General features: G+C 66.8%; 21 protein-coding genes. 11 read left to right on the forward strand and 10 right to left on the reverse strand.

The window, feature by feature from the left end; genetic code table 11:
• The first annotated feature begins 173 nt into the window (after nucleotides 1–173).
• The 3 genes from EJP67_RS24145 to EJP67_RS24155 are packed head-to-tail and all read left to right on the forward strand — an operon-like array spanning nucleotide 174 to nucleotide 3,585.
• Nucleotides 174–1,586, forward strand: a complete 1,413-nt coding sequence (locus tag EJP67_RS24145) for an NAD(P)/FAD-dependent oxidoreductase (protein ID WP_206169547.1) — start codon at nucleotides 174–176, stop codon at nucleotides 1,584–1,586.
• Entirely contained in the window at nucleotides 1,583–2,371 is a 789-nt protein-coding gene (locus EJP67_RS24150) for a DUF1365 domain-containing protein (RefSeq protein WP_126024255.1), read from the forward strand. Before EJP67_RS24145 ends, EJP67_RS24150 begins: the two co-directional genes overlap by 4 nt.
• Nucleotides 2,368–3,585, forward strand: coding sequence for an SAM-dependent methyltransferase (locus EJP67_RS24155; RefSeq protein ID WP_126024256.1), 1,218 nt, complete (start codon nucleotides 2,368–2,370; stop codon nucleotides 3,583–3,585). The genes EJP67_RS24150 and EJP67_RS24155 overlap by 4 nt, the downstream gene beginning before the upstream one ends.
• A gap of 34 nt (nucleotides 3,586–3,619) precedes the next feature.
• Here the strand turns inward: EJP67_RS24155 and EJP67_RS24160 are convergent, their stop codons facing one another.
• Nucleotides 3,620–5,206 carry a cryptochrome/photolyase family protein gene (locus tag EJP67_RS24160; RefSeq protein ID WP_126024257.1) on the reverse strand — a complete coding sequence of 529 codons (1,587 nt, stop codon included), beginning with the start codon at nucleotides 5,204–5,206 and terminating at the stop codon, nucleotides 3,620–3,622.
• Between the two features lie 161 nt (nucleotides 5,207–5,367).
• On the opposite strand from EJP67_RS24160, the gene EJP67_RS24165 reads away from it, so the two are divergent.
• A complete protein-coding gene (locus tag EJP67_RS24165; protein WP_126024258.1) occupies nucleotides 5,368–5,922 on the forward strand; it encodes a DUF2878 domain-containing protein in 555 nt (184 codons plus the stop codon).
• A 37-nt stretch (nucleotides 5,923–5,959) separates the two neighbouring features.
• Here the strand turns inward: EJP67_RS24165 and EJP67_RS24170 are convergent, their stop codons facing one another.
• On the reverse strand, nucleotides 5,960–7,477 hold the full coding sequence (locus tag EJP67_RS24170; RefSeq protein ID WP_126024259.1) for a sensor domain-containing diguanylate cyclase: 1,518 nt from the start codon (nucleotides 7,475–7,477) through the stop codon (nucleotides 5,960–5,962).
• Nucleotides 7,478–7,708: 231 nt separating this feature from the next.
• On the opposite strand from EJP67_RS24170, the gene EJP67_RS24175 reads away from it, so the two are divergent.
• The 3 genes from EJP67_RS24175 to EJP67_RS24185 all read left to right on the forward strand — a co-directional run bounded on the left by EJP67_RS24175 (nucleotide 7,709) and on the right by EJP67_RS24185 (nucleotide 10,761).
• On the forward strand, nucleotides 7,709–8,686 hold the full coding sequence (locus EJP67_RS24175) for a magnesium and cobalt transport protein CorA (protein WP_126024260.1): 978 nt from the start codon (nucleotides 7,709–7,711) through the stop codon (nucleotides 8,684–8,686).
• A 72-nt stretch (nucleotides 8,687–8,758) separates the two neighbouring features.
• Entirely contained in the window at nucleotides 8,759–9,232 is a 474-nt protein-coding gene (locus tag EJP67_RS24180; protein WP_126024261.1) for a MarR family winged helix-turn-helix transcriptional regulator, read from the forward strand.
• On the forward strand, nucleotides 9,229–10,761 hold the full coding sequence (locus EJP67_RS24185; RefSeq protein WP_126024262.1) for a DHA2 family efflux MFS transporter permease subunit: 1,533 nt from the start codon (nucleotides 9,229–9,231) through the stop codon (nucleotides 10,759–10,761). Before EJP67_RS24180 ends, EJP67_RS24185 begins: the two co-directional genes overlap by 4 nt.
• A 46-nt stretch (nucleotides 10,762–10,807) precedes the next feature.
• Here the strand turns inward: EJP67_RS24185 and EJP67_RS24190 are convergent, their stop codons facing one another.
• Together EJP67_RS24190 and EJP67_RS24195 are read right to left on the reverse strand one after the other, a co-directional pair.
• Nucleotides 10,808–11,653 (reverse strand): siderophore-interacting protein, encoded by an 846-nt coding sequence (locus tag EJP67_RS24190; protein ID WP_126024263.1) that lies wholly within the window; start codon nucleotides 11,651–11,653, stop codon nucleotides 10,808–10,810.
• Nucleotides 11,654–11,709: 56 nt separating this feature from the next.
• Nucleotides 11,710–12,288, reverse strand: coding sequence for a PadR family transcriptional regulator (locus EJP67_RS24195; protein WP_126024264.1), 579 nt, complete (start codon nucleotides 12,286–12,288; stop codon nucleotides 11,710–11,712).
• A gap of 277 nt (nucleotides 12,289–12,565) precedes the next feature.
• Here EJP67_RS24195 and EJP67_RS24200 point away from each other — a divergent pair, with 277 nt between their 5' ends.
• Nucleotides 12,566–13,366, forward strand: coding sequence for a DUF1266 domain-containing protein (locus tag EJP67_RS24200; RefSeq protein WP_126024265.1), 801 nt, complete (start codon nucleotides 12,566–12,568; stop codon nucleotides 13,364–13,366).
• Here EJP67_RS24200 and EJP67_RS24205 read toward each other — a convergent pair.
• The 3 genes from EJP67_RS24205 to EJP67_RS24215 form a co-directional block, all read right to left on the reverse strand.
• Nucleotides 13,339–15,240: a sensor histidine kinase gene (locus EJP67_RS24205; protein WP_126024266.1), complete on the reverse strand. Its 1,902-nt coding sequence runs from the start codon at nucleotides 15,238–15,240 to the stop codon at nucleotides 13,339–13,341. The two genes, EJP67_RS24200 and EJP67_RS24205, sit on opposite strands and share 28 nt — an antisense overlap.
• A gap of 95 nt (nucleotides 15,241–15,335) precedes the next feature.
• Nucleotides 15,336–16,571, reverse strand: a complete 1,236-nt coding sequence (locus EJP67_RS24210) for a PrsW family intramembrane metalloprotease (RefSeq protein ID WP_126024267.1) — start codon at nucleotides 16,569–16,571, stop codon at nucleotides 15,336–15,338.
• A complete protein-coding gene (locus EJP67_RS24215) occupies nucleotides 16,568–17,128 on the reverse strand; it encodes a hypothetical protein (protein ID WP_126024268.1) in 561 nt (186 codons plus the stop codon). Before EJP67_RS24215 ends, EJP67_RS24210 begins: the two co-directional genes overlap by 4 nt.
• A 97-nt stretch (nucleotides 17,129–17,225) precedes the next feature.
• Here EJP67_RS24215 and EJP67_RS24220 point away from each other — a divergent pair, with 97 nt between their 5' ends.
• The 3 genes from EJP67_RS24220 to EJP67_RS24230 all read left to right on the forward strand — a co-directional run bounded on the left by EJP67_RS24220 (nucleotide 17,226) and on the right by EJP67_RS24230 (nucleotide 20,564).
• Nucleotides 17,226–18,140: a protein NO VEIN domain-containing protein gene (locus EJP67_RS24220; protein WP_126024269.1), complete on the forward strand. Its 915-nt coding sequence runs from the start codon at nucleotides 17,226–17,228 to the stop codon at nucleotides 18,138–18,140.
• Nucleotides 18,141–18,285: 145 nt separating this feature from the next.
• The gene (locus EJP67_RS24225) at nucleotides 18,286–19,590 is read left to right on the forward strand and encodes a glycosyltransferase family 2 protein (RefSeq protein ID WP_240650762.1); all 1,305 of its coding nucleotides are present in this window, start codon (nucleotides 18,286–18,288) and stop codon (nucleotides 19,588–19,590) included.
• Between the two features lie 20 nt (nucleotides 19,591–19,610).
• Nucleotides 19,611–20,564: a porin family protein gene (locus EJP67_RS24230; protein ID WP_240650763.1), complete on the forward strand. Its 954-nt coding sequence runs from the start codon at nucleotides 19,611–19,613 to the stop codon at nucleotides 20,562–20,564.
• Nucleotides 20,565–20,638: 74 nt separating this feature from the next.
• Here EJP67_RS24230 and EJP67_RS24235 read toward each other — a convergent pair whose 3' ends face one another.
• The 3 genes from EJP67_RS24235 to EJP67_RS24245 form a co-directional block, all read right to left on the reverse strand.
• Nucleotides 20,639–21,034: a LysR substrate-binding domain-containing protein gene (locus EJP67_RS24235; protein WP_240650764.1), complete on the reverse strand. Its 396-nt coding sequence runs from the start codon at nucleotides 21,032–21,034 to the stop codon at nucleotides 20,639–20,641.
• Between the two features lie 15 nt (nucleotides 21,035–21,049).
• Nucleotides 21,050–21,595 carry a hypothetical protein gene (locus EJP67_RS24240; RefSeq protein WP_126024272.1) on the reverse strand — a complete coding sequence of 182 codons (546 nt, stop codon included), beginning with the start codon at nucleotides 21,593–21,595 and terminating at the stop codon, nucleotides 21,050–21,052.
• Nucleotides 21,596–21,597: 2 nt separating this feature from the next.
• On the reverse strand, nucleotides 21,598–22,539 hold a 942-nt coding region (locus EJP67_RS24245; protein WP_476718481.1), incomplete at its 5' end, for a C40 family peptidase.

The raw sequence follows: 22,539 nt of genomic DNA on the forward strand, positions 1-22,539 counted from the left end.
TGGGCGCTCGGCGGCCGCGGGGCACCGGAATGCCCGCAGGTTGGGTGGATGGGTCGGGAACGGCGGCCATGCTAACCCTTACGCAATCCGGCCGCGATCGGATCATCGCCGCAATGCGCCATGGTCCAAATGGTGGTTTCCTGCGTACAAGCTCCAACACTTGGATACGCACCATGCCGCCCTTCGACCCCCAGTCCGCCCAGCCCACCGTCCTCGTGACACCTACCTCGCCGGGGCAGGGCCAGCGCATCGCCGTCGTCGGCACCGGCATCTCGGGGCTTTCCTGCGCCTGGCTCCTGTCCCAGCGGCACGAAGTGACGGTGTTCGAGAGCGAATCGCGCCTCGGCGGGCACAGCAACACGGTGGACGCGCCCGGCCCCGAAGGCACGGTGCCGGTGGATACCGGCTTCATCGTCTACAACGAGCCCGCCTATCCGAACCTGAGCGCCTTGTTCCGGCACCTGGGCGTGCCGACCACGGCCTCCGACATGTCCTTCGCCGTCAGCCTCGATGCCGGCCGCCTCGAATACGCAGGAACCGACCTGCGCGGCCTGTTCGCGCAGAAGCGAAACCTGGCGAGCCCGAGGTTCTGGTCGATGCTGCGTGAGTTGCTGCGGTTCTACCGCGAGGCGCCGCGCGATGCCCAGGCCGCCGGCGACCAGGCGCTGGACGACTACCTGGACGCCCGCGGCTACGGCCGCGCGTTTCGCGACGACCATCTCTATCCCATGGCGGCCGCCATCTGGTCGGCGCCCGCCGCGCGGGTGGGGCGCTATCCGGTGGCGGCCTTCGTGCGCTTCTGCGAGAACCACGGCCTGCTGCAGATCAGCGACCGGCCGGTCTGGCGCACCGTGGCAGGCGGCAGCCGCGAGTACGTGCAGCGCCTGAGCCGGCCTTTTGCCGACCGGGTCCACCTCGACGAGGCCGTGCTCGAACTGCATCGCGAGCCCGACGGCGTGCGCATCCGCACCACCGGCGGCTGGTGGCCCGAGCGCTTCGATCACGTCGTGCTGGCGACCCACGCCGACCGGTCGCTGGCGCTGCTGCCCGACGCCTCCAGTGCCGAGCGAGCCTTGCTGGGCGCATTTCCCTACAGCCGCAACCTGGCCGTGCTGCACCGCGACCCGGCACTGATGCCGGCGCGCCGCGCCGTGTGGTCGAGCTGGAACTACCTCGGAACGCGCGGCAGCGGCGCCGCCCCGACGGTGACCTACTGGATGAACCGGCTGCAACCCCACCTGCCGCAGGGCCCGCGGGCCGAGCCGATCTTCCTGACGCTGAACCCGGTCGCCGGCCCGCGGCCCGAACACCTGATCCGCACGGAGGTCTACGACCATCCGCTGTTCGATGCCGCCGCCATGGCCGCGCAGCGCCATCTCTGGAACCTGCAGGGCCAGCGCCGCACGTGGTTCTGCGGCGCGTACTTCGGCTCCGGCTTCCACGAGGACGGCCTGCAGTCCGGCCTGGCGGTCGCCGAGGCGCTGGGTGGCGTCCGCAGGCCCTGGAGCGTGCCTCGGGAGTCCGGGCGCATCCACCTGCCCCAGGCGATGCAGGCAATGCAGGCAGTACAGGCCGTTTCGTCATGAGCGGGCAGGGCGGCTCGGCGCTCTATGTCGGGCGCGTCATGCACCAGCGGCTGCGGCCCAGGCGGCACCGGCTCGCCTACCGCGTCTACAGCGTTCTGGTCGACATCGACGAGCTGCCGCAGCTGAACGCCCGGCTGCGCCTGTTCTCGGTGGACCGCTTCAACCTGTTCAGCTTCCACGCCGCCGACTACGGCGATGGCTCGGGCCGCGACCTGCGCGCCCAGGTCGAGGCGCGGCTGCGCGAGGCCGGCCTGCCCACGGGCGGGGCGATCCGGCTGCTGACCATGCCCAGGCTGCTCGGCCACGTCTTCAATCCGCTCAGCGTGTGGTTCTGCCACGTCCCGGGGGGTGAGCTGCAGGCGATGGTCTACGAGGTCAACAACACCTTCGGGCAGCGGCACAGCTACCTGATCCCGGTGGCCGACGCCGCCGCCCCGGTCATCGACCAGCGCTGCGACAAGCAGATGTACGTCTCGCCCTTCAACGGCATGGACCTGCGCTACCGCTTCCGCATCGCGCCGCCGGGCGAGTCGGTGTCGATCGGCGTGAGCGTGCACGATGCCGACGGCGCCGTGCTCAACGCGCGCCAGGACGGCCAGCGCACCGCGCTGAGCGACCTCGCGCTGCTGCGCGTCTTCCTGACCCATCCGCTGCTGACCCTCAAGGTCGTCGCGGCCATCCACTGGCAGGCACTGCGCCTGTGGATCAAGCGCGTGCCACTGCATCCGCGTCCGGCAGCCCCGGAGCGCGACATCACCATCGTTTCCACGAGCGAGACTCCATGAGCCTGACCACGCCCTCCGCCCCCGTTCTCGACGCCGTGCCGTCCTTCTCGCCGCTGCGGCGCCTGCTCGCGCGCACGCGCTTCGGCCGGCTGGCGCTGACGCTGCCCGGCGGGCGCAGCATCGAAGTGGCCGGCCGCGAGCCCGGCCCGCATGCCAGCCTGCGCCTTTCGAGCTGGCGGCCGATCGTGCGGCTGCTCATGCAGGGCGACCTCGGCCTGGCCCTGAGCTTCCGCGACGGCGAATGGGACAGCCCCGACCTGCTGGCCCTCTTCGAGTTCGGCCTGGCCAACGAAGCCGCCTGGGGCTCGCTGCTCAAGGGCCGCGGCCCTTCGCGCTGGCTGGCCCGGCTGCTGCACCTGGCGCGCAGGAACAGCCGCAGCGGCAGCCGGCACAACATCTCCTTCCACTACGACCTGGGCAACGAGTTCTACCGGCACTGGCTCGACGACAGCATGCTGTATTCGAGCGCGATCTTCAGCGACGAGCCCGACGACACTCTCGAGGCCGCCCAGGCGCGCCGCCTCGATGCCATCCACCGCATGCTCGATACCCCCCAAGGCGCGAACGTGCTCGAAATCGGCTGCGGCTGGGGAACGCTGGCGGCGAGCCTGGCCCGCCGGCACGAGGCGCGCGTGACGGGGCTCACGCTGTCGGCCGAGCAACTGGCCTTCGCGCGCGAGCGCGGCCAGGCATGGGGCGTGGCCGAGCGGCTCGACCTGAGGCTGCAGGACTACCGCGACGTGCAGGGCCGGTTCGACCGCATCGTGTCCATCGAGATGATCGAAGCCGTCGGCGAGACCTACTGGCCCGCCTACTTCGCGACCCTGCGCGACCGCCTCGAGCCCGGCGGTGTCGTGGTGCTGCAGGCGATCACCATCGCCGACGAGCACTTCGACAGCTACCGCCAGGGCGCCGACTTCATCCAGCACTGCATCTTCCCGGGCGGCATGCTGCCCAGCCCGAGCGTGCTGCAAGAGCAGGCACGGCGCGCGGGGTTCGTCATCGAGACTTCGCACTGCTTCGGAATGGACTATGCGCGAACGCTCGCCGAGTGGCGCCGGCGGTTCCTGGCGGCCTGGCCGCAGATCGAGCCGCTGGGCTTCGACGCCGCGTTCAAGCGGCTGTGGACCTACTACCTGTCGTACTGCGAGGCCGGCTTTCGCTCCGGGCGCATCGATGTGGGGCTGTACCGGCTGCGTGCGGCCGATGCCTGAGGAGGGCGCCGGCGGCAGACGGCCGAGCGCGGTGTCAGGGTGCGTAGCCGCCCGCCTTTTCGAGCGCGTCGCGAAGTGCGGCTGCCTGCGCCCTGATCGCGTCGGCCTGCTGCTCGGACAGCCGCGAGAGGTTGCGCACCTGCGCGCCGATGCGCTGGTGCTTCGCGAAGCGCTCGCGGTGCTTGAGCAGGAAGTCCCAGTACAGCGTCGTGAAGGGGCAGGCTTCCGGACCCTGGCTGACGCCGGGCCGGTAGCGGCACTGGGCGCAATATTGCCCACCGCTCATGCGCTCGATGTACTTGCCGCTGGCGATGTAGGGCTTGCTCGTCATCACGCCGCCGTCGGCGTACTGGCTCATGCCTGCGGTGTTGGGCAGCTCCACCCATTCCACCGCATCGACGTAGATGGCGAGATACCACTCGTGGACCTCGCGGGGCCGCACGCCGAGCAGCAGCGCGAACAGGCCAGTGATCATCAGGCGCTGGATGTGGTGGGCGTAGCCCAGGCGCAGCGTCTGCAGGATCGCGTCCGACAGGCAGGCCATCGGCGTATCGCCGGTCCAGTAGAAGGCCGGCAGCGGCGCCCGCGCATCCAGCGCGTTCGACTCCACGAGGCCGGGCATGGAAGTCCAGTAGACGCCGCGCACATATTCGCGCCAGCCCAGCACCTGGCGGATGAACCCTTCGGCGCTCGGCAGCGGAATGCGGCCCTCCTGCCAGGCGCGTTCCACCCGCGCGACCACTTCGCGCGGCTCGATCAGCTTGAGGTTCATCGCGGCCGAGAGGTGGGCGTGCCACAGCCAGGGCTGGCCGGGCCAGATCGCGTCCTGCCAGGGGCCGAAGCCGGGCAGCCGCTCGTCGACGAAGCGCTCCAGCGCCAGCAGCGCCTGCTCCCGCGTCACCGGCCAGGCGAAGCCATCGAGCTCGCCCGGATGGCGTTCGAACTCCCGGGCCACCAGCGCCAGCACCTCCTGCGTGATCGCGTCGGGCTCGAAGCGGGCGGGCTCGGGCACGATGCCCGGACCCTCGGCGCCGAAGGGCTGGCGGTTGTCGGCATCGAAATTCCAGCGCCCTCCAGCGGGCCCGTAGCCTGGCGTTCCTTCTTCGCCCTCCATCAGCACGCGGTGCTGGCGGCGCATCTGCCGGTAGAAGTTTTCCATGCGCAGGGTGCGGCGGCCGCGGGCATGGTCGGCGAACTCGCGCACGGTGCAGAAGAAGTGGCGGTCGTCGCGCAACTCCAGCGCGAGTCCGGCCTCGGCGGCGGCGCGGCGCAGCGCGCGCAGCACGCGCCAGTCGCCCGGCGCGGTCATCACCAGCCGTCCGGGCCGCAGCAGCCGGATCGTACGCGCCAGTTCGCCGGCCAGGCTGCCGGTGTTCGCGGGATCGTCCAGGCGCACGTAGTGCAGCGGCCAGCCGCGCTCGCGCAGCAGCCGCGCATGGTGGCGCATGGCGGACAGGAACAGGGCGATCCGGATTCGGCTGGAGGCGACGTGCGTGGACTCCTCGCGCACCTCGGCCATCCAGATGCCGTCGCGCGCGGGGTCGAAGCCGTCGAAGGCCGAGGCCCGGCCGTCCAGCTGGTCGCCCAGCACCAGCACCAATTGGCGGATCGGCGGCGTCATGAACGGCTCTCCCGCATCGGGGCGGGCGTGATCGAAGCTGGCATCGTGACTCCCGGAAATGCGGCGGCCCGGGCCGAACGTCGCCGGCCCCGCAACTTCCCTACGCCGCAGGGCCGTGCCCGGATCACCGCCGCAGCTTTCGCCGCACAGGCCCGGTCCGCATGAAGACACTGACGCGCCAGTACGGCCCCACCGTTCTCAACCTCGTGGTCTTCCAGGCCGCCTGGTTCGCGTGCGTGCTGGGCGCCGCGCGCGGCGCGCCCGGCTGGGGCGTGGCGGCCTGCATCGGCGCCGTGCTGCTGAACCTGTGGCTCAGCGATGCGCGCCGCGACGAACTGCTGCTGGCGCTGTGCGCGGTGCTGCTGGGCCTGGCATGGGACACCGGCATGGCGCGCGGCGGCGTGCTGGTCTATGCCTCGCCGGGGCCCTGGCCGGGCGTGGCGCCCGCGTGGATCCTGGGGCTGTGGGCGCTCTTCTCGATCACGCTGCGCGGGCCGCTGCGCTGGCTGCACGGGCGCTGGCTGCTCTCGGCCGTGATCGGCGGCGTAGGGGGTGCCTTGTCTTACGCGGCCGCGGTGCGGATGGGGGCCGGCCACTTTCCCGACCCCAGCCGGGCGATGCTGGTGCTGGGTGCCGGCTGGGCCGTGATGACGCCGCTGCTCGTTGAGCTGGCGCGCTGGCTGGGGCAGCGCGCCACCCGCCGCATGCTGCGCTGATTCCGCCGGGCCCGTCTGCTTCAGAGCCGCATGAGGCTCAGCCCGCCACCCATTCCTCCTGGCTGACCCAGCAGTTGCGTCCACCCTGCTTGGCCTTGTAGAGCGCGGCGTCCGCCGCCTCGACGAGCCGCTGCTCCGGCGCGTGCGACTGCGGGTCCTGCAGGGTCGCCACGCCGATGCTGACGGTGACCTGCCCATGCGGGCTCTCGCTGTGGGTGATGCCGAGCGCGCGCACCTGTTCGAGCATGAGTTCCGCGACCTTGCGGGCGCCCTGCAGGCCGGTGCTGGGCAGCACGATCGCCAGCTCCTCTCCGCCGTAGCGCGCGACCAGGTCGCCCGGGCGCCTGACGCTGCGCCTGAGCGCCATCGCGACGGCCCTCAGGCACTGGTCGCCGGCGACGTGGCCATAGGCATCGTTGAAGCTCTTGAAGTAGTCCAGGTCCAGCAGCAGCAGCGACAGGGCCGTGCCTTCCCTGGCCGCGCGGCGGGATTCCTGCGCCAGCACTTCGTCGAAGCTGCGGCGGTTGGCCAGGCCGGTGAGCGGGTCCTGCGTCGCCAAAATCTCCAGCCGGCGGTTGGCCTGCAGCAGGTCCTCGCGCGCGGCCATCAGCGAAGCCTCGGCCCTGATCCGCCGCCCGATGTTGATGATCAGCTTCCAGCCCACCGCCGCCACCGCGGTCAGCAGGGCGCCGACGACGGCGAGCGTCAGCAGCGCCTGGTGCCTCCAGGCCTGCAGCGCCTGGTCGCGGCCCACCGCCACGGTGGTCAGCACCGGGTAGCGGTCGCTCTTGCGGAAGGCGTAGAGCCGCTTCGTTCCATCCACGCTGGAGCGGAACGATGCTGTACCCGAAGTGCCCGAGAAGTGGCGCTGGAAATTGACCGACTTCGAGAAGTCGAGGCCGACGTACTTCTCGCGGTAGGGGTAGAGCACCAGCATCTGCCCCGTGTTGGTGCTCAGGCCGATGGTGCCGGTGTCGGGCAGGGCGATGGTTCCGAATGCGCGCAGGAAGTTCTGCAGGCCCAGGCCGATGACGACGACGCCTGCGAACTGGCCCTTGTCGTCTTCGAGGCGTCGGCTGACCGTGATACCCCATTCGCCGGTGAACGGGTTGCGAAGCGGCGGGCTGATGAGGACATCGTTGGAGCGCGTGTCGCGGTGATGCACGAAGTAGGGCCGATGTGCGCTGTTGGTGCCCGGCGGAACCTGTCCCTTGGAGTAGATCAGCCAGTCGCCCCTGGCATCGAGGACGGCGACGCCGTCGAGCGGGTCGAGCAGGCGCTTCTGCCGCTCGACCAGCGACTGCACGCGCTGCAGGTGCGCGTGCGGGTGACCGTCGGCCTTCAGCGTCTCGGTCACGCCCTGCAGCAGCATGTCGCTCTGGGTGAAGATGCCTTCGGCGTAGATGTTCAGCGCCTGGGCGAGATTGAGGTTGTTGGTGTCGGCTGCGGCCAGCGTCTGTTCGCGCGATGTCCAGAGCTGCCAGCCGGTGGCTGCCGACACCGAGACCATGACGGCCGCGAGCAGGGTCTTCGCAAGGCGAACGTCCCGCTTCACTTGAGCGACTCCTCGAACAAGCTTTTTCTCATCGACTTCCTCCCTTTTCCCCATCTTGTGCGTTGCGGCGTCTGTGCTGCGCCGCTGGACTGCGTTCACCGGTCTCGCGCCGGCCGGACCATGGCGAACTCTAGCCGAGCCGGCCGAAGCCCCGGCGACAGCCCCACCGGCGGCAGCGGGAGGCCCGTGGCACCATCGAAGGCTTCCACCACGTGAACTGCGAGGGCATCGATGCTGATCAACTGCGTCGCCTACGAAAACGGCTCCAAGCTCGCCGACATATCGGTCGAGGACATCAGCGAATACATCGGCCGGCCCGGCTGCTTCGTCTGGGTGGCGCTGAGCGATGCCTCCGACGAGGAACTGCGCGAGATGCAGAAGGAGTTCGGCCTGCATCCTCTCGCGGTGGAAGACGCCCACCACGGCCACCAGCGCCCGAAGATGGAGGAATACGGCAACTCGCTCTTCGTCGTCATGCACCTGGTGGAGCCCTCGGAGGAGGGCGAGCACTGCATGAACGTGGGCGAGGTCGACGTGTTCGTCGGCGCCAACTACGTGCTGTCGGTGCGCAATCGCAGCAAGCAGGGCTTCCTGGGCGTGCGCGAGCGCTGCGAGCGCGAGCCGGAGTTGCTGCGCCACGGCGCCGGCTTCGTGCTGTACGCGCTGATGGACGCGGTGGTCGACCGCTACTTCCCGGTGATCGACGCGCTGGAAGTGGAGCTCGAGTCCATCGAGCAGCAGATCTTCGGCCAGGGCGGCGCGGCGCGCGACAAGATCAAGCAGCTCTACGACCTGAAGCGGCGCAGCATGGTGCTCAAGCGCGCGGTGGCGCCGCTGGTGGAGGCGGCCGGCAAGATGCACGGCGGGCGCGTGCCGCAGATCTGCATGAGCTCGCAGGAATACTTCCGCGACGTGGGCGACCACCTGGCGCGCATCAACGCGTCGATCGACGCGATGCGCGACACCATCGCCACGGCGATCCAGGTGAACCTGTCGATGGTCACCATCGAGGAGGGCGAGGTCACCAAGCGCCTCGCGGCCTGGGCCAGCATCTTCGCGGTGTGCACCGCCTTCGCCGGCATCTGGGGCATGAACTTCGAGAACATGCCGGAGCTGAAATTCCGCTACGGCTATGGCATCGCGCTGGGGCTCATCGTGAGCACCTGTGGCTATCTCTACTACCGGTTCAGGCGCGCAGGTTGGCTCTAGAGACTCCCAAGAGCCTCGGACGCGCTCGTTGCTAATGCTCAACTAATAAACATGTAGACAATCAAGTCCCTTATGAAAAGGGACTTCACGCAGCGCTTCGGCTTCCTCGTCAAGAGCGTGGGCAAGCTCTACAGCGAGGAGTTCGACCGCCTCGCGCGCGAGCGCATCGGGCTCACCAGCGCGCAGTGCCGGCTGCTGGGCGCGCTGGCGATGCACGGCGACGAAGAAGAGCCGCTCTCGCAGGCCGAACTGGCGCAGCGGCTCGACCTCACCCCCATGGCCGTGGCCGGCCTGTGCGACCGCATGGCCGCCGCCGGCTGGATACGCCGCGAGCCCAGCCCCACCGACCGCCGCGTCAACAGGATCCATCTGGAGCCCAGCGCAGAGAAGGCGCTCGACAGCGCCCTGAGCATCAGCGACGGGCTCAACGCCCGCGTGATGTCGGTGCTGTCGCAGGCCGAGCGCGCCCAGCTGCTGGTCCTGCTCGCCCGGGTGCATGGCAGCCTCGTGGAGATCGCTTCACCGGCCGGCCGCAAGTCGTCATGAGCGTCGCGCCCGGAACCACCGTGCCGCACCGCGGCATGATCACCATCTCGATCATGCTGGCGACCATCATGCAGGCGCTGGACACCACCATCGCCAACGTGGCGCTGCCGCACATGCAGGGCAGCCTGCAGGCCTCGCAGGACCAGATCACCTGGGTGCTCACCTCGTACATCGTGGCCTCGGCCATCGCGCTGCCGCTCACCGGCTGGCTGTGCGGCCACTGGGGGCGCAGGCGCGTTTTCATCATCTCGGTGATCGGCTTCACCGTGGCCTCGGCGCTGTGCGGGCTGGCGACCTCGCTGGTGGGCATCGTGGCGGCGCGGCTGCTGCAGGGCGTCTTCGGCGCGGCGCTGGTGCCGCTCTCGCAGGCGGTGCTGCTGGACATCAATCCGCGCGAGAAGGTCGGGCAGGCCATGGCCATCTGGGGCGCGGGCATCATGGTCGGCCCCATCCTCGGGCCGCTGCTGGGCGGCTGGCTCACCGAGAACTTCGACTGGCGCTGGGTGTTCTTCATCAACTTGCCGGTGGGCATCTTCGCCTTCTGGGGCATCGCGCGCTACCTGCCCGAGAGCCGGCCGCAGGGCGAGCGGCTCGACATCTTCGGCTTCGTCACGCTGAGCATCGCCATCGGCATGCTGCAGCTCTTCCTCGATCGCGGCGAGCAGCTCGACTGGTTCGAGTCGTGGGAGATCAAGCTCGAGGCCGCGGCCGCGCTGGTGGCCTTCTGCTTCTTCGTGGTCCATACCTGGACGGTGCAGGGCGTCTCCTTCTTCGACCGCGACCTGCTGAAGGACCGCAACTTCGTCACCGGCCTGCTGTTCGCGTTCATCGTCGGCATGATCCTGTTCGCGACCATGGCCTTGCTGCCCAACTTCCTGCAGGGGCTGATGGGCTACCCGGTGATCTACACCGGCGAGGTGACCGCGCCGCGCGGCGTGGGAACGATGATCGCGATGATCATCGTCGGGCGGCTGGTGCAGCGCATCGACGTGCGCGCGATCATGGCGCTGGGCTTCGGCCTCACGGCCTTCTCGCTCTACCAGATGACGCGGCTCACGCTGCAGATGGACAGCACGCTCATCGTGGTCTCGGGCTTCATCCAGGGGCTGGGCATCGGCTTCACCTTCGTGCCGCTTTCCACCGCCACCTTCGCCACGCTGGCGCCGAGGCTGCGCAACCAGGGCACGCCCATCTTCAGCCTGCTGCGCAACATCGGCAGCAGCGTGGGCATCTCGATCGTGCAGGCGCTGCTGACCGAAGGCTCGAGCAGGGCGCATGCGCAGATCGCCTCGACCGTGGCGCCGGGCAACGCGGCGCTCGCGACCCTGCCGCAGACGATGTCGCCCGACACCGCCACGGGGCTTGCGTTGCTCAATGCCGAGGTGACGCGGCAGGGTGCGCTGATCGGCTACCTCGACGACTTCGCCATCATGATGATCATCACGGTGCTGGCGATTCCACTGCTGTTGCTGATACGCAGCCCGAGGCGCAGCGCGGCGGCTTCAGGCCCGGCTGAAGTGCCGCACTGACCCCGACATTTCTCCCTCCCCCAACGCGGGGAAGGAGCAAGCCCACTCACTCGTCGTGCGAATCGTGCGTGGCCACCGCACCGCGGCGCCAGTAGCCCGAGGCCCGCGTCCATTTCGGGTTCGCGCCGCGCTCGCCCACCAGGTGCGCGCGCAGCGCCTTGGCGATGGCCGATTCGCAGCCCACCCACGCGTGGAAGTCGCCGGCAGGCAGCTGCATGGCCTTCAGCGTGTCGACAAGCACGGGGCTCAGGCCGGGCTCGGTGCCTCGGCGGTGCGCCCATTTCAGGGTGAGCTCGGCCTGCGTGTCGAACGCGATCTCGTCGGCTTCGCTGTCGACTTCCGCCAGCACCACCGCGCGCGAGCCGGCGGGCAGTTCGGCCAGGCGCCGCGAGATCGCGGGCAGGGCGGTGTCGTCGCCGATCAGCAGGTGCCAGTCGAATTCGGTCGGCAAGATGAACGAACCGCGCGGGCCGCCCACGCCGAGGATGTCGCCGGGCTTCGCCTGCTCGGCCCATTGCGTGGCCGGACCGGCCTCGTGCAGCGCGAAGTCGATCTCGAGCGTGCCGGCCTTCGCGTCGTGGTTGCGCGGCGTGTAGTCGCGCATGGTGGGGCGGCCTTCGGGCCACACCGGGCCTTCGGGGCCCATGGTGGGCAGGCTCAGCTTGCCGGTGGCGGCGTCGGGAAAGAACAGCTTCACGTGGTCGTCGAAGCCCGGGCTGTAGAAGCCCGCGAGGTCGTCGCCGGCGAGCGTGACGCGGATCAGGTGCGGCGTCACGCGCCGCGCCGTCTTCACCGCGAGCTTGCGGAAGCGCAGCTCGTGGCGCACCCGGCGGGGCGTGCGGTCCGGCCCGATGGGTGCCGTGGACGCTGGTGATGTACTGAAGTCAGTCATTGCGGAAATCCTGTTGCGAGACAGGGTTGGTTGGGATTCGGGTTGCCCTCGGCCCTTCAGATCCTTTCGATCTGCTGGGCCGCGGCGTCGAGCACCGCGGCAAATTCGTGCGCCTGTTGATCGGTCAGTGGCGCGCCCGTCAGGCGCATGCGCATCGCGAGCTTGAGGTTCTCGATGGCGCGCGTGACCTGCGGCGGGCGTCCGCCGCGCGGGCCGGCGCCGTCGACGCCGCCGCTCATGCGGGCCATCATGGCGTCGGCCATCTCGCGGTTGGCCGCGAGGAATTCGCGGCCGCTGCCGGTGATGCTGTAGCTCTTGCGGCCGCTGCCGTCGGCGGTGTCTACGCTGAGATAGCCCATCTCCTCGAGCAGCGTGAGCGTGGGGTAGACCACGCCGGGGCTGGGCGCGTAGCTGCCGCCGAGGCGCTCTTCGATGGCCTTGATGAGTTCGTAGCCGTGCGAAGGCTTGTCGGCGATGAGTTGCAGCAGCACGAAGCGCAGGCCGCCATGGCCGAACACGCGTCCGCCGCCGCCACGTCCGCCGCGATGACCGCGGCCGCCGGAAAGACCGTCTTCATGCTCGCCGCGGGCGGCGCTGCAGTGGTGATGGCCATGGCCGAAGTGGAAATGTCTCATGGTGGGGATCCTTCTTGAGGTATGTCTGAATTATTTTAGATATATCTAAAATTTAGTCAAATCGATACCCGGAACGAAGGGCGTGCCTCTTCCTGGCCACGGCCCGAATTCATCGGATGTCCGGACGTCCGTTCTGGTTAACATCTGCCCTTCCTCGGGGCTGCGGCGTGCCTGCCACGCCAATCCGGCGCCAGTTCGCCGCGCGTGCGGCCCCACCATTTGTCAACCTGCCTGGCATCCGCCGGATGCATGGGCGCTTCGAACACAGGGAGTTTCAATGGGGATGATGGACACGCTCGGCCACGCGATGATGGACAACGACAAGCTTCACTTCGACGCGGCTGAGGCGCTCTCGGGCCAGGAGCAATGGCTGGTCACGCTCAGCGCGCCCTTGTCTGCCTTCAACGGCGACTTCGTGAACGCGGTGGCCACCGGCAAGGACAACGACGTGCTGCGCGAAGGCATCGCCGACGTGTGGAGCGTGCACGACCGCGCCAGCTTCGAGCAGACCGCCCGATGGCTCGTCGAGGAAGGGCAGCGATCGGCCTACCGGTCCCTGTGGAACGCCGTTGCCGCGATCGACACGGCAACGCGGGAAACGCCAGCGGTCCTGCGCATGGCGATGGACGCCTTCTTCCCCTCGTTCTTCCAGATCAAGGCGCGCAAGAGCCTGGACTACCGCGAGCTCTCGGCGCAGAGCGGCAAGCCGATGGCGGACCTGGCCCAGTTGATGGCGGGCAGCCGCAGCTGGGTGGACGAGTTGCGCAAGCACTTCAAGGCCTCGCCCGCCGACATATCCAGCCTGGTCGCGTGGGACGCCGTGCGCCTGGCCAGCCTGTCGCGCTGGGCGGTGCAGCTCGGCTACATCGAGCGCGCGGAGTTCGCGGGCTTTGCCGGCGGGCTCGCTAGGCAGGTGCGCGAGGCGTACGGCAGCTGGCCGCAGGTGAGCGCTGCCTACATCGCAGGCGGCCTGATCTGGAAGTATTCCGATGCGCGCGAGGAGCATCTGCTGCGCACCAACCGCCTGCTGCTGAGCGACGCGCGCAGTCCCTATCGCAGCGTGCTGTTTGCCGGCTGAAGCGGCGGCCGGCCCGTTTCCCGCCCGGGCTCGCCCGGCGTCGTCGATGCCGCCGGGACCGGCAGGCGCAGCAGCAGGCTGGTTTCGCCGGGCTGCGAGCGCACGGTGAGCGTGCCTCCCAGTGCAGCGGCGCGCGTGCGCATGTTCGCGAGGCCCTTGCCGGCGAACGCCGCTTGCGTGTCGAAGCCGCGGCCGTTGTCCTGCAGCTCGATCTCGATGGCGCGTTCCCCGGAGCCTTCCAGCAGCCTCGCGCCAAGGCCGGCCTGCGTCGCCTGCGCATGCGCCATCAGGTTTCCGAAGGCTTCGAACAGCAGCATCTGCAGCTGGTGCGATTCGCGTGCGGTCCAGCCCGTCATCGTGGGCAGGGAACCGACGTCCCATCGCAGCTCGATGCCGGCAGCCTGCAGGCGAGGGCCGAGGCGGTAGCGCACGCTGCCGAGCGCGGAGGCCACATCGCCTTCGCAGCCGTGCATGGCGTCCACCGTGAGCTTGAGCTGGTCGACCGCGTCGCGCAGGTGCAGCGCCACGTCGTTCATGGCGGCGCCGGGCTGCTGGGCCATCTGCAGCAGGCCGACCAGCTGGCCGCCGAGGCCGTCGTGCAGGTCCTGCGTGAGGCGCTGGCGTTCTTCCAGCGCGCCGCGTGCCTTCTCGCCTTCGCGTTCGCGCGCGAAGACGGCTTCGAGCGCCGCGTTGCGCTCGGCCAGCTCGGCCTCGAGCGATGCGTTCATCTGCGCCACGGCGCGCACGTCCTTGCGCATGCGCTCGGCGATCACCCAGGCCAGCGAGATGGCGAAGCCCACCCACGCGAAGCGGATCCAGGGCACCACCGCATAGGCCTCGGGCGAGGTGCGCATCACCCAGTTGTCGCGCGCGGCGCTCAGCACCACCAGCACCACCGCCACGCCCAGCACGCGGTGCTCCAGCACCGGGCTGCGCACCGCCACCCGCAGCACGACCACCACCATCGCCAGGCCGGACAGGAAGAAGAGGATCTGCCACGCCGGCATCAGCCACAGCAGCGGCACCGTGATGCCCAGCGTGGCCGTCACCGGAGACAGCAGCGCCAGCAGGCCGAGAAAGCGCGCGAGCCGCGAGTCGCCCTTGCCCACCACCGACAGCGCGAAGCGGCACAGCAGCGGCACCGCCGCCTGGAAGGCCGCCAGCGGCACCACGCCCCACCAGGGCCACGGCAGCGGCGCATGGGTGAAGAGCACCCGCGCCGTCTGCACCGACCAGAGCAGCTCGCCCAGGCCGTAGTAGAGATACAGCGACTCGCGTTGCCGCAGCCACACCAGCAGCGACAGCGCCCCGAGCACGCCGCTCACGATGGCGATGAAGCGCCCGCCGCTGATCTGCCAGAAGAGCGCGTCTTCATACAGCGGCCGGATCTCCGCCTCGGTGCCCGCCACCACTGGCGAGAGCCCGCCCTGGCGTGCGGCCTGCGCGGCGACGACGATCTCCACGCGCCGCACCGGGGCCGATGAATCCGGCAGCGCGAAGTACTGCGGCGTGAACGAGGCATCGTCGTACGGCCCCGGCGGAAAGGTGCCGAATCGCGCCAACTCCCGTCCATCGACCAGCACCCTGAAGCTGTTGCCGATGCGCGGCACGAACAGCGCGTGCGGCACGCTCGGATCGTTGACGGGAACGTCGAACGCGAAAGCCGCCTCGCCATCGACCGCGCCCTGCCGCTGGTCCCAGTTGTAGGGCAGCTGCACCGCGTGCGGCTGCGGCGGCTGGTCCGTGGGGTGTTTGCCATGCAGCGTCAGCGTGAGCTGAGCCTGTTCGACGAGCGTGACGGCCCTGGCGGGGAAGCTCCAGCCGGTGCCCAGCAAGAGGAGCACCAGCAGCGCCAGCAGGCGCAGTCCAAGCATTTCTTGTTGTTGTCGTCGCATGACGCGTACGACTTTAGCAATCTTTTTTAACAATTCGGGGCAGGAATTGCCCGTCATCGCGAGAAACCAACGCCTCAGGTCTTTGCCGTGATTCCTGCCGCGATGATCGGGTCGAGCTTGGCCCGCAGCCGCCTCACCGCCGTCTCGTGCTTCAGCGTCTGCGGTCCGCGGCCGTAGGTCGCGGCCTTGCGGATCAGCCGCAGCTGCTCGCGCTGCAGGTGCGTCTTCAGGCGTCTTGCGCGCCAGCCGTAGGTCCAGCCCATTTCGCGGCGCACCCTGTAGCGCTGCATGGGCGCGCCCAGCCGCACCCATTCGTCGTCCTGGATCAGGTCGCGCTCGGGCACGAACCAGGCCGCCAGCGCATGCAGGTAGGTGCCGTTCTCGCGCGCGGCAACATGCCAGAAGAGGGCCGCGACGATGATCGCGGGCAGGCCCTTGATGACCAGCATCACCGCCATCTCTCCATAGCCGCCGTCGAACAGGTCTTCGAGGAAGGGCGAATTCCAGATGAAGTGCATCGCCCACGCGAGCACGAAGCACAGCACCGCGACCGCGATGCGCGCCACCATCGGCCGCTGCGGATGCAGCAGGAACCACGCGACGCCGAAAGACGCGATCGCCGTGTAGGCCGCGTGGCTCCACAGCCCGCTCAGCAGCCCGCGCGTGAACAGGTTCAGAAGCACCGGATAGACCTGGTTCTCCAGCGGAAAGTGCACCGCCGACTTGACCGTGTAGCTCAGGTTCTCGACCACCTGGAAGCCCAGCCCCACCATCGCGCCGACGATCAGCACCGACAGATATGTCTGGAACTGGTTGCGCGCCACCAGCACCAGCAGGACGACGCCCGCGAGCTTCAAAAACTCTTCCGTCACCGGCCCCGCAATGGCCGGCCCCCAGGTGGCGACGAACTCCGGCGAAATCAGCTTGGCGCACAGGCTCTGGATGGCGACGTTGGCCGGCGCCGCGAAGTACACGGCGCCCATGCCGCCCCATGCGAAGGCCAGCACGTAGGCCTCCGTCGGGTGCTGCTCCAGCAGGTCGAGCGTGCGGAAGGCCTGCACGAAGAGCATCGTGTAGATGCCCCACACCGTCAGCCCCAGGAAGGCGGTAACGGGCACCACCCGCACCCCCAGCGAGAACATGTAGACCGTGTAGAACAGCCCGTTCAATATCAGCGCCGCCAGCACCCAGAAGGCCACGCGCCGGGGCTGGAAGAAGGAGTCGGTGCCGACGGGCCAGCCGGCCACCTCGGTCACCTGCTGGCTGCCCTGGCCGCTTTGGTCGCCCTGGTCGAACACCGGCATGTTCATTGCGGAGCCTCCAGGTCCATCGAGTCGAGCATCGAGCGCGCCTCCTGCAGCGCGTCGTCCATGCCGTCGCTGGAACCCCAGAAGTCGATCTGCACCAGCGACTTGCGCCGCACGTCGACCACCTGCCAGAACCGGCCCGCCAGCTTCGAGCCGTAGTACGCGAAAGTCTTGCCCTGCAGGCCCCAGGAGGTGATGAAGTCCGACACGTCGCCGTCGATCTGCAGGCGCTGGCCGCGCTCCATCAGCCGCTGCTGGCGCACGAGAGGGCCATCGGGCCCGCCCGCCCACGGGAAGGTCGTCACCAGGAACTTGTGGCCGCCCTTGAAGAGCATCAGCGACTGGCCCGCCTTGGAGCGCGAAACGTCCATCTCCCAACCCTCGGCCGGCACGAACCTGGCCTGGCCCGCCTCGACCGTTTCGCCTGGCTGCAGCGGCCGGTTGCCCGGCGTGTGGCGGTCCCACCAAGTGAGGCCGCCCACGTAGGCGGCAATCGCGAGGAGCACCGCCAGCGCCCCAGGCCAGGTGCGATACGGTATGCGGCGTGAGGGCTCGTTCATCCTTTGATCGTGCCATACGATTGCCTGCGCACGGGCGTCGGCGCCGGGCGATGCGGCATACTCCCCACCCCCCTCAAACTCAGCAGAATTCCACTGAATGGACAAGGAAGTCGACCCCCGCGTACTCACTGTGATCGACGAGATGCGGCTCAAGGGCCCACGGCTCACGCCGGTCGAGATCGTCGCCAAGATGGGTGTGTTCGACGCGCGCGACAAACCATTCGAGCACGCGTGGCTGGCCACCGGCGACAACGTCATCGCCACCATCTGGGCCGAATGGGTCAACGTGTCGGCCAGTGGGCGCTGGTTCTACCTTGAATCGCTCGACGCCCACCACCGCGCCGGCGGCGGCGAGCGCAACGCCCAGCAGTTGCAGCGTGCAAAAGACAGGCTCGCGCTGCTCAAGCGCAGCTACGACGCCGGCAACGGCTTTCGCGCCGTGGTGCAGACCAACCGCATCGCCATTCTCGAAGTCGAGAGCAACAAGGACGCCAAGGTGTCCACCCGCGTGCGCGACGACGACGAATGGCATGTGGCCAGCTGGGAGCCCGAACAGAAACTCGCCGTGCTCGTGCGCGGCCCGCGCGGCTGGGTGCCGAGCGAAGCCGAAGTGCAGGCCGCGAGGGAGCGCGGCAACATTCCGCAGAAACTCTCCGCCGCCGCCAAGGCCGCCGACGACGAAAAGGCCACGCCCGAAGCCGTGCAGGCCGCCGCCCTCGAATACGTCGTCAAGCACTTCACCGGCTACGGCTACAAGGCCGAGAACATGACCGGCAAGGGCTTCGACCTCGAAGTGTCCAACGCCAAGGGCCAGACCCTGCTGCGCGTGACCGTCAAGGGCACCGCCCCCGGCGTGCCCAGCTTCAAGCTCAGCAAGGAAGAGAGCGACTGCTCCAAGCGCGAGCCGCTCTGGCGCCTGCTGGTGGTAACAGATGCCGGCAGCGGCATTGCCCAGCACAAGATCTACAAGCCGACGGAAATCAGCTCTGCGCCGGGCTACGACCCCTCGTAATAGCTCTCGCGCGCACCGATGCGCGACTGTTGCAAAAATGGCGTGACGGGGTAACAAGACTATTCATCGCCTCCGCGGAAGATTACATTTCGCGGAATTGTCACAAGGCGATATGACCGACAGCAGCCAAAAGACGCCTCATTCCATGATCTACCTGCCCGTATCGGGCAAGTTCTTCATCGCATTGATCGGCTCGGTTGCGTGGGTTGCCTTTTCGATCTGGGCCGCACAGGCCTGGCTGACCGAGCTGACCACCCATGTCGGCATCGTGCTGGCCGTTTTCCTGGTTTATGGCATTGCCATCGTTCCGGGGTTCATGAATGCATTTCTGGCCATCAGCCTGCTTCTGGACAAAAGGCCGCCGCATACCGCGCTCGCCGTCTATCCCCCGATATCCATCCTGATTGCCGCGTACAACGAGGAAGCCTCCATCGAAGAGACCCTCGTCAGCATCGAGCGGCAAAACTATCCCGGCGAATTGCAGGTCCTCGTGATCAACGACGGCTCCAAGGACGGCACTGCCACCGTCGTCGAGGGCGCCTGCGCCCGGTATCCGTGGATCACTTTTGTCGACCTCAAGCAGAACGGCGGCAAGGCGCGCGCCCTGAATATCGGCTTCAAGCAAGTGCTGCACGACATCGTCATCACGGTCGATGCCGATTCATTCCTGTACAAGGGCGCGCTCACCAGCATCGTCGAGCGCTACCACTCCGACCCGCCCAATACGCGCGCCGTTGCCGGAAAAATCCTGGTGCGCAACTCGCGCTACAACTGGATCACCCGCTGCCAGGAGTGGGACTACTTCCACGGCATCGCGGCCATCAAGCGCGTGCAGTCGCTCTTCCAGGGCACGCTGGTGGCGCAGGGCGCGTTCTCCCTCTACGACCGCGACGCGCTCGAAGAAGTCGGTGGCTGGCCCGAATGCGTGGGTGAAGACATCGTGCTCACCTGGGCCCTGCTGAAAGCCGGCTACCGCATCGGCCACAGCGAGGACGCCTGCCTCTTCACCAACGTGCCCACCAGCATCCGCCAACTGGTGAAGCAGCGCCAGCGCTGGGCGCGCGGCATGACCGAGGCCTTCGCCAAGCACCCGGGCATTCTTCTGCAGCCGCGGCTTTCGACCTTCTTCATTTACTGGAACCTGCTTTTTCCGTGGCTCGACCTGGCCTACACCATCGGATTCATTCCGGGGCTGGTACTCGCGCTCTTCGGCTATTTCTGGATCGTCGGCCCGATGACCCTTGCGCTCATACCGGCCGCATTCGCATTGAGCCTGCTGATGTTTTCCATCGAGCGCCGGATGTTCAAGCAAACCGGGCTCGTCGTGCGAAAGAATTTCCAGGGCTTCTTCATCTACGTGCTGCTCTACAGCCTGATTCTTCAGCCGGCCAGCGTTCTCGGATATCTGGACGAACTCTTCAAAAGGCCCAAGTCCTGGGGCACCAAATGACCCAGGCATCGATGAAACCGATGAGACGAAATTCGGCCACCGCTTCTTTTCTTCTTGTTCCGGCGCTCGCACTGCTTGCCGCCGCTTCCTGCCAGGCGCAGGAAGAAGAGAAGCCCAAGACCATGGCCTTCGGCCCCGAGTTCTACCTGACCAACGACAGCGACCATTTCCAGTCGCGCCGCGTGTCCGTCGAATTCTTTCCCGCCTTTGAAAATGCCGACCGTTTTCTCGGCTTCAGGCTCGGCGACTACCGATACAAGCAAGACAGCTGGAAAAGAAGCGGCCAGAAGCTCACCTTCCTCGCGCGCGACATAGAAACCCGAACCGCCGACGGCGGCTCCATGGAAGCCGGCGTGTTCGAGCAGGGCGGCCACACGCTGCTCACGCTCGACGGCAGCTACCGCATATCGCCCACCAAGAGCACGGCGGTCGAATTTCTCATCACGCGCGACTGGGTCGAGACCCCGAAGTCGCTCGACCGGGGCATCGACTTCACCTTCGTCGGCGTCGCGGCCGACCAGCGCCTGGGCGACCACGTCACCCTGGTGGGCCTCGTCGCGCAGCAGTACTTTTCAGACGGCAACCGCCGAGACCACGGACGCCTGCGGCTCATCTACCAGCCCTCGCTCGACCTCGGGCTCACGCTGCAGGCGCGCTACCGCACATACCGGAGCACCCACGACGACGTCGACAGGGCCTACTTCAACCCCACGAGCTACAGCGAGTCGATGTTCGCCATCGGCTGGCGCCACCGCTTCCAGGGATGGACCGCCTCCGTGATCGCCGGCCTCGGCAACGAGACCATCAACCACGACATGAGCCAGCCCACGAGGCTGCTCGACGTGAGCCTGCAAAGCCCCGTGAGAGGCGCGCACGTGTTCCGCTTCGGTGCGGGGTACAGCCGCAGTACGACGTTCGCGGGGCCGAGCTATCAATATCGGTATCTGCGGGGGGAGTGGATCATTCGGTTCTGAGGCTTTGCCGGCTGAGATACCGCCGCCCCGGCACCGCTCAGATGCGCGGTGCTCCGAAGCCTTGGCACCTCCTGCTACTCCCATGGAGGCAACTGCTCCAACAAGAACTCATACAGGCACTTCGCGGCTCGTGGCAACTCGCGATCCGCACGTTCCAGCCACATCTCGGAAGAGGGCAGCGCAGGAAAGCCATCTTCCGGCCCCAGGCTGCGAATTTCCGCCGCCTCGCTGATCGTCGCTTCCTGGAAAACTCCGACTGCCAGCCCGGCCAGGACGGAAGCCCTCAGCACTTCCACGCTCGAACTCTCCTGCACGACCACCCAGCGCTTGCCGGCGGCCGTCAGCGTCTCTTCCGCCCATCGCCTGAGAAGCGAACCCTGCGGAAGCAATGCCAAGGGAACGGGCTGCTTGAGATGCGGCGCGGCCTTCCGCGAAACCGCCCAGACCACCGGATCCTTGCGCAGCAGCACGCCTGCGCCCTGACCTCAGGGTGCTCGAGTAATAGGGGGAAGAAGAGCGCAAAAAGCATCTTCTATGTCTTTCTTCGACGGAAGTTCTCCTGGCGACGCAATTCGCACGGATTCAATTTTTCTCCTGCCTTTTGTGAAGCTCATTATTTTTGCATCGCGCTTATTTGAGTAGATGACGACACCATCAAGACCCTCATGACTTGGGAAATCAGCATCCCTATGATTCTTCAAGGCGAGACTCAAGCGCTTCATTTGGATTTTGTCATTTCTTAAAAATACGTCCTCAACCAGAGAGTCGCTGATCGAAGACGGGCGCGCCACCATATACAATAGCGAGTCACCCATTTTCCACTGCCCATCACAATTTACCGATTTGCTTGTAGCAAAATTGGCAATTATTTTGTCAACTCTCTTTCCATTGACGGATCGATCGAGATTCACCCATACAACATAAGGTCCGCCGGCATATCCGGCAAAAGAAAAAGGTGAAAAGGAGAGTGCAAAAATGAAAAAAGCCTTTTGCAATTTTTCACGTGAAAAGTTCTTTTTTGCAAAAATCATATTTACCTAAGAGTGGGGGTTGAATTTTTCGCCTTCGGCTTGAAAATCTCTATTCCCATTTCCTTGTTTATTTCATTCGCATCTTGTTCATCGAGCCCGGGGTTCAGAAGATCCTTCTTGGCCTGTTCATGGTAAGCAACCGGAACAAAATATTTCAGATGAGTTGAATTGCCCTTGTGCTTAACTTTTTCTCCTTTATCGTTTCTTGTGACATATGGAGCGACTGGCGAAATATTGAAATATGAGAAGTTTATTTGCTGCGACTGATTTCCTCCAAGCACGATCAGCCCGTTGGATCCATTCTTTGCATACACAAACCCAACATGTTGCCCCGCGCCGGATCTAGACGTAACCATGGCAATAGCCCCGTAAATTGGCTTCGCCAACTCGACGAACAGTGGATTTCTGATTTTTCTCGGCTCTTTCCCCGTTTCTTCCTTTGGTGCGTCAACTTCATAAAATCCGTGGGCACGCGCCTTGGCTACTTTGTGATTTGGAAAGCTGGCGTTTTCGATCGGATATTTCGCCTTCATCAGACACCAGTTCACAAAAGCGGCACACCACGCGTTGCTATTGCCATATAAGGCCTTGAATCCATCGTCGATTTCGACGTGGTAATTGATCTTGTCCTGCAGCGTCAGCTCAACCTCCCCCCGTCTGAGCTTCGCTTCCGCAATCGCAATAGGCATCCACGGAGCCCGCCCCGGCACCGGATTGATCAGCGCCAGAACCTTCCCTTCGCCTTCCTTCGAACGCTCCGAGTCCGATGACCTGATTCCGGACGGAACAGGCGGTGGTGGAGGAGAGACCACTTTTGGCCTCGACGGGGCTGCCGGGCTTGCCGCCGCACTTGCAGCCGGTGACTTGGCTGTGGCAGTAACCGTGGTGGAAGGAGCAGTCGAAGGCTTGGAGTCCGGCTTGGTCTTGCCGCTCCCTGCGATCAG

It is taken from the genome of Variovorax guangxiensis, assembly GCF_003952165.1.
Taxonomy (GTDB): domain Bacteria; phylum Pseudomonadota; class Gammaproteobacteria; order Burkholderiales; family Burkholderiaceae_C; genus Variovorax; species Variovorax guangxiensis.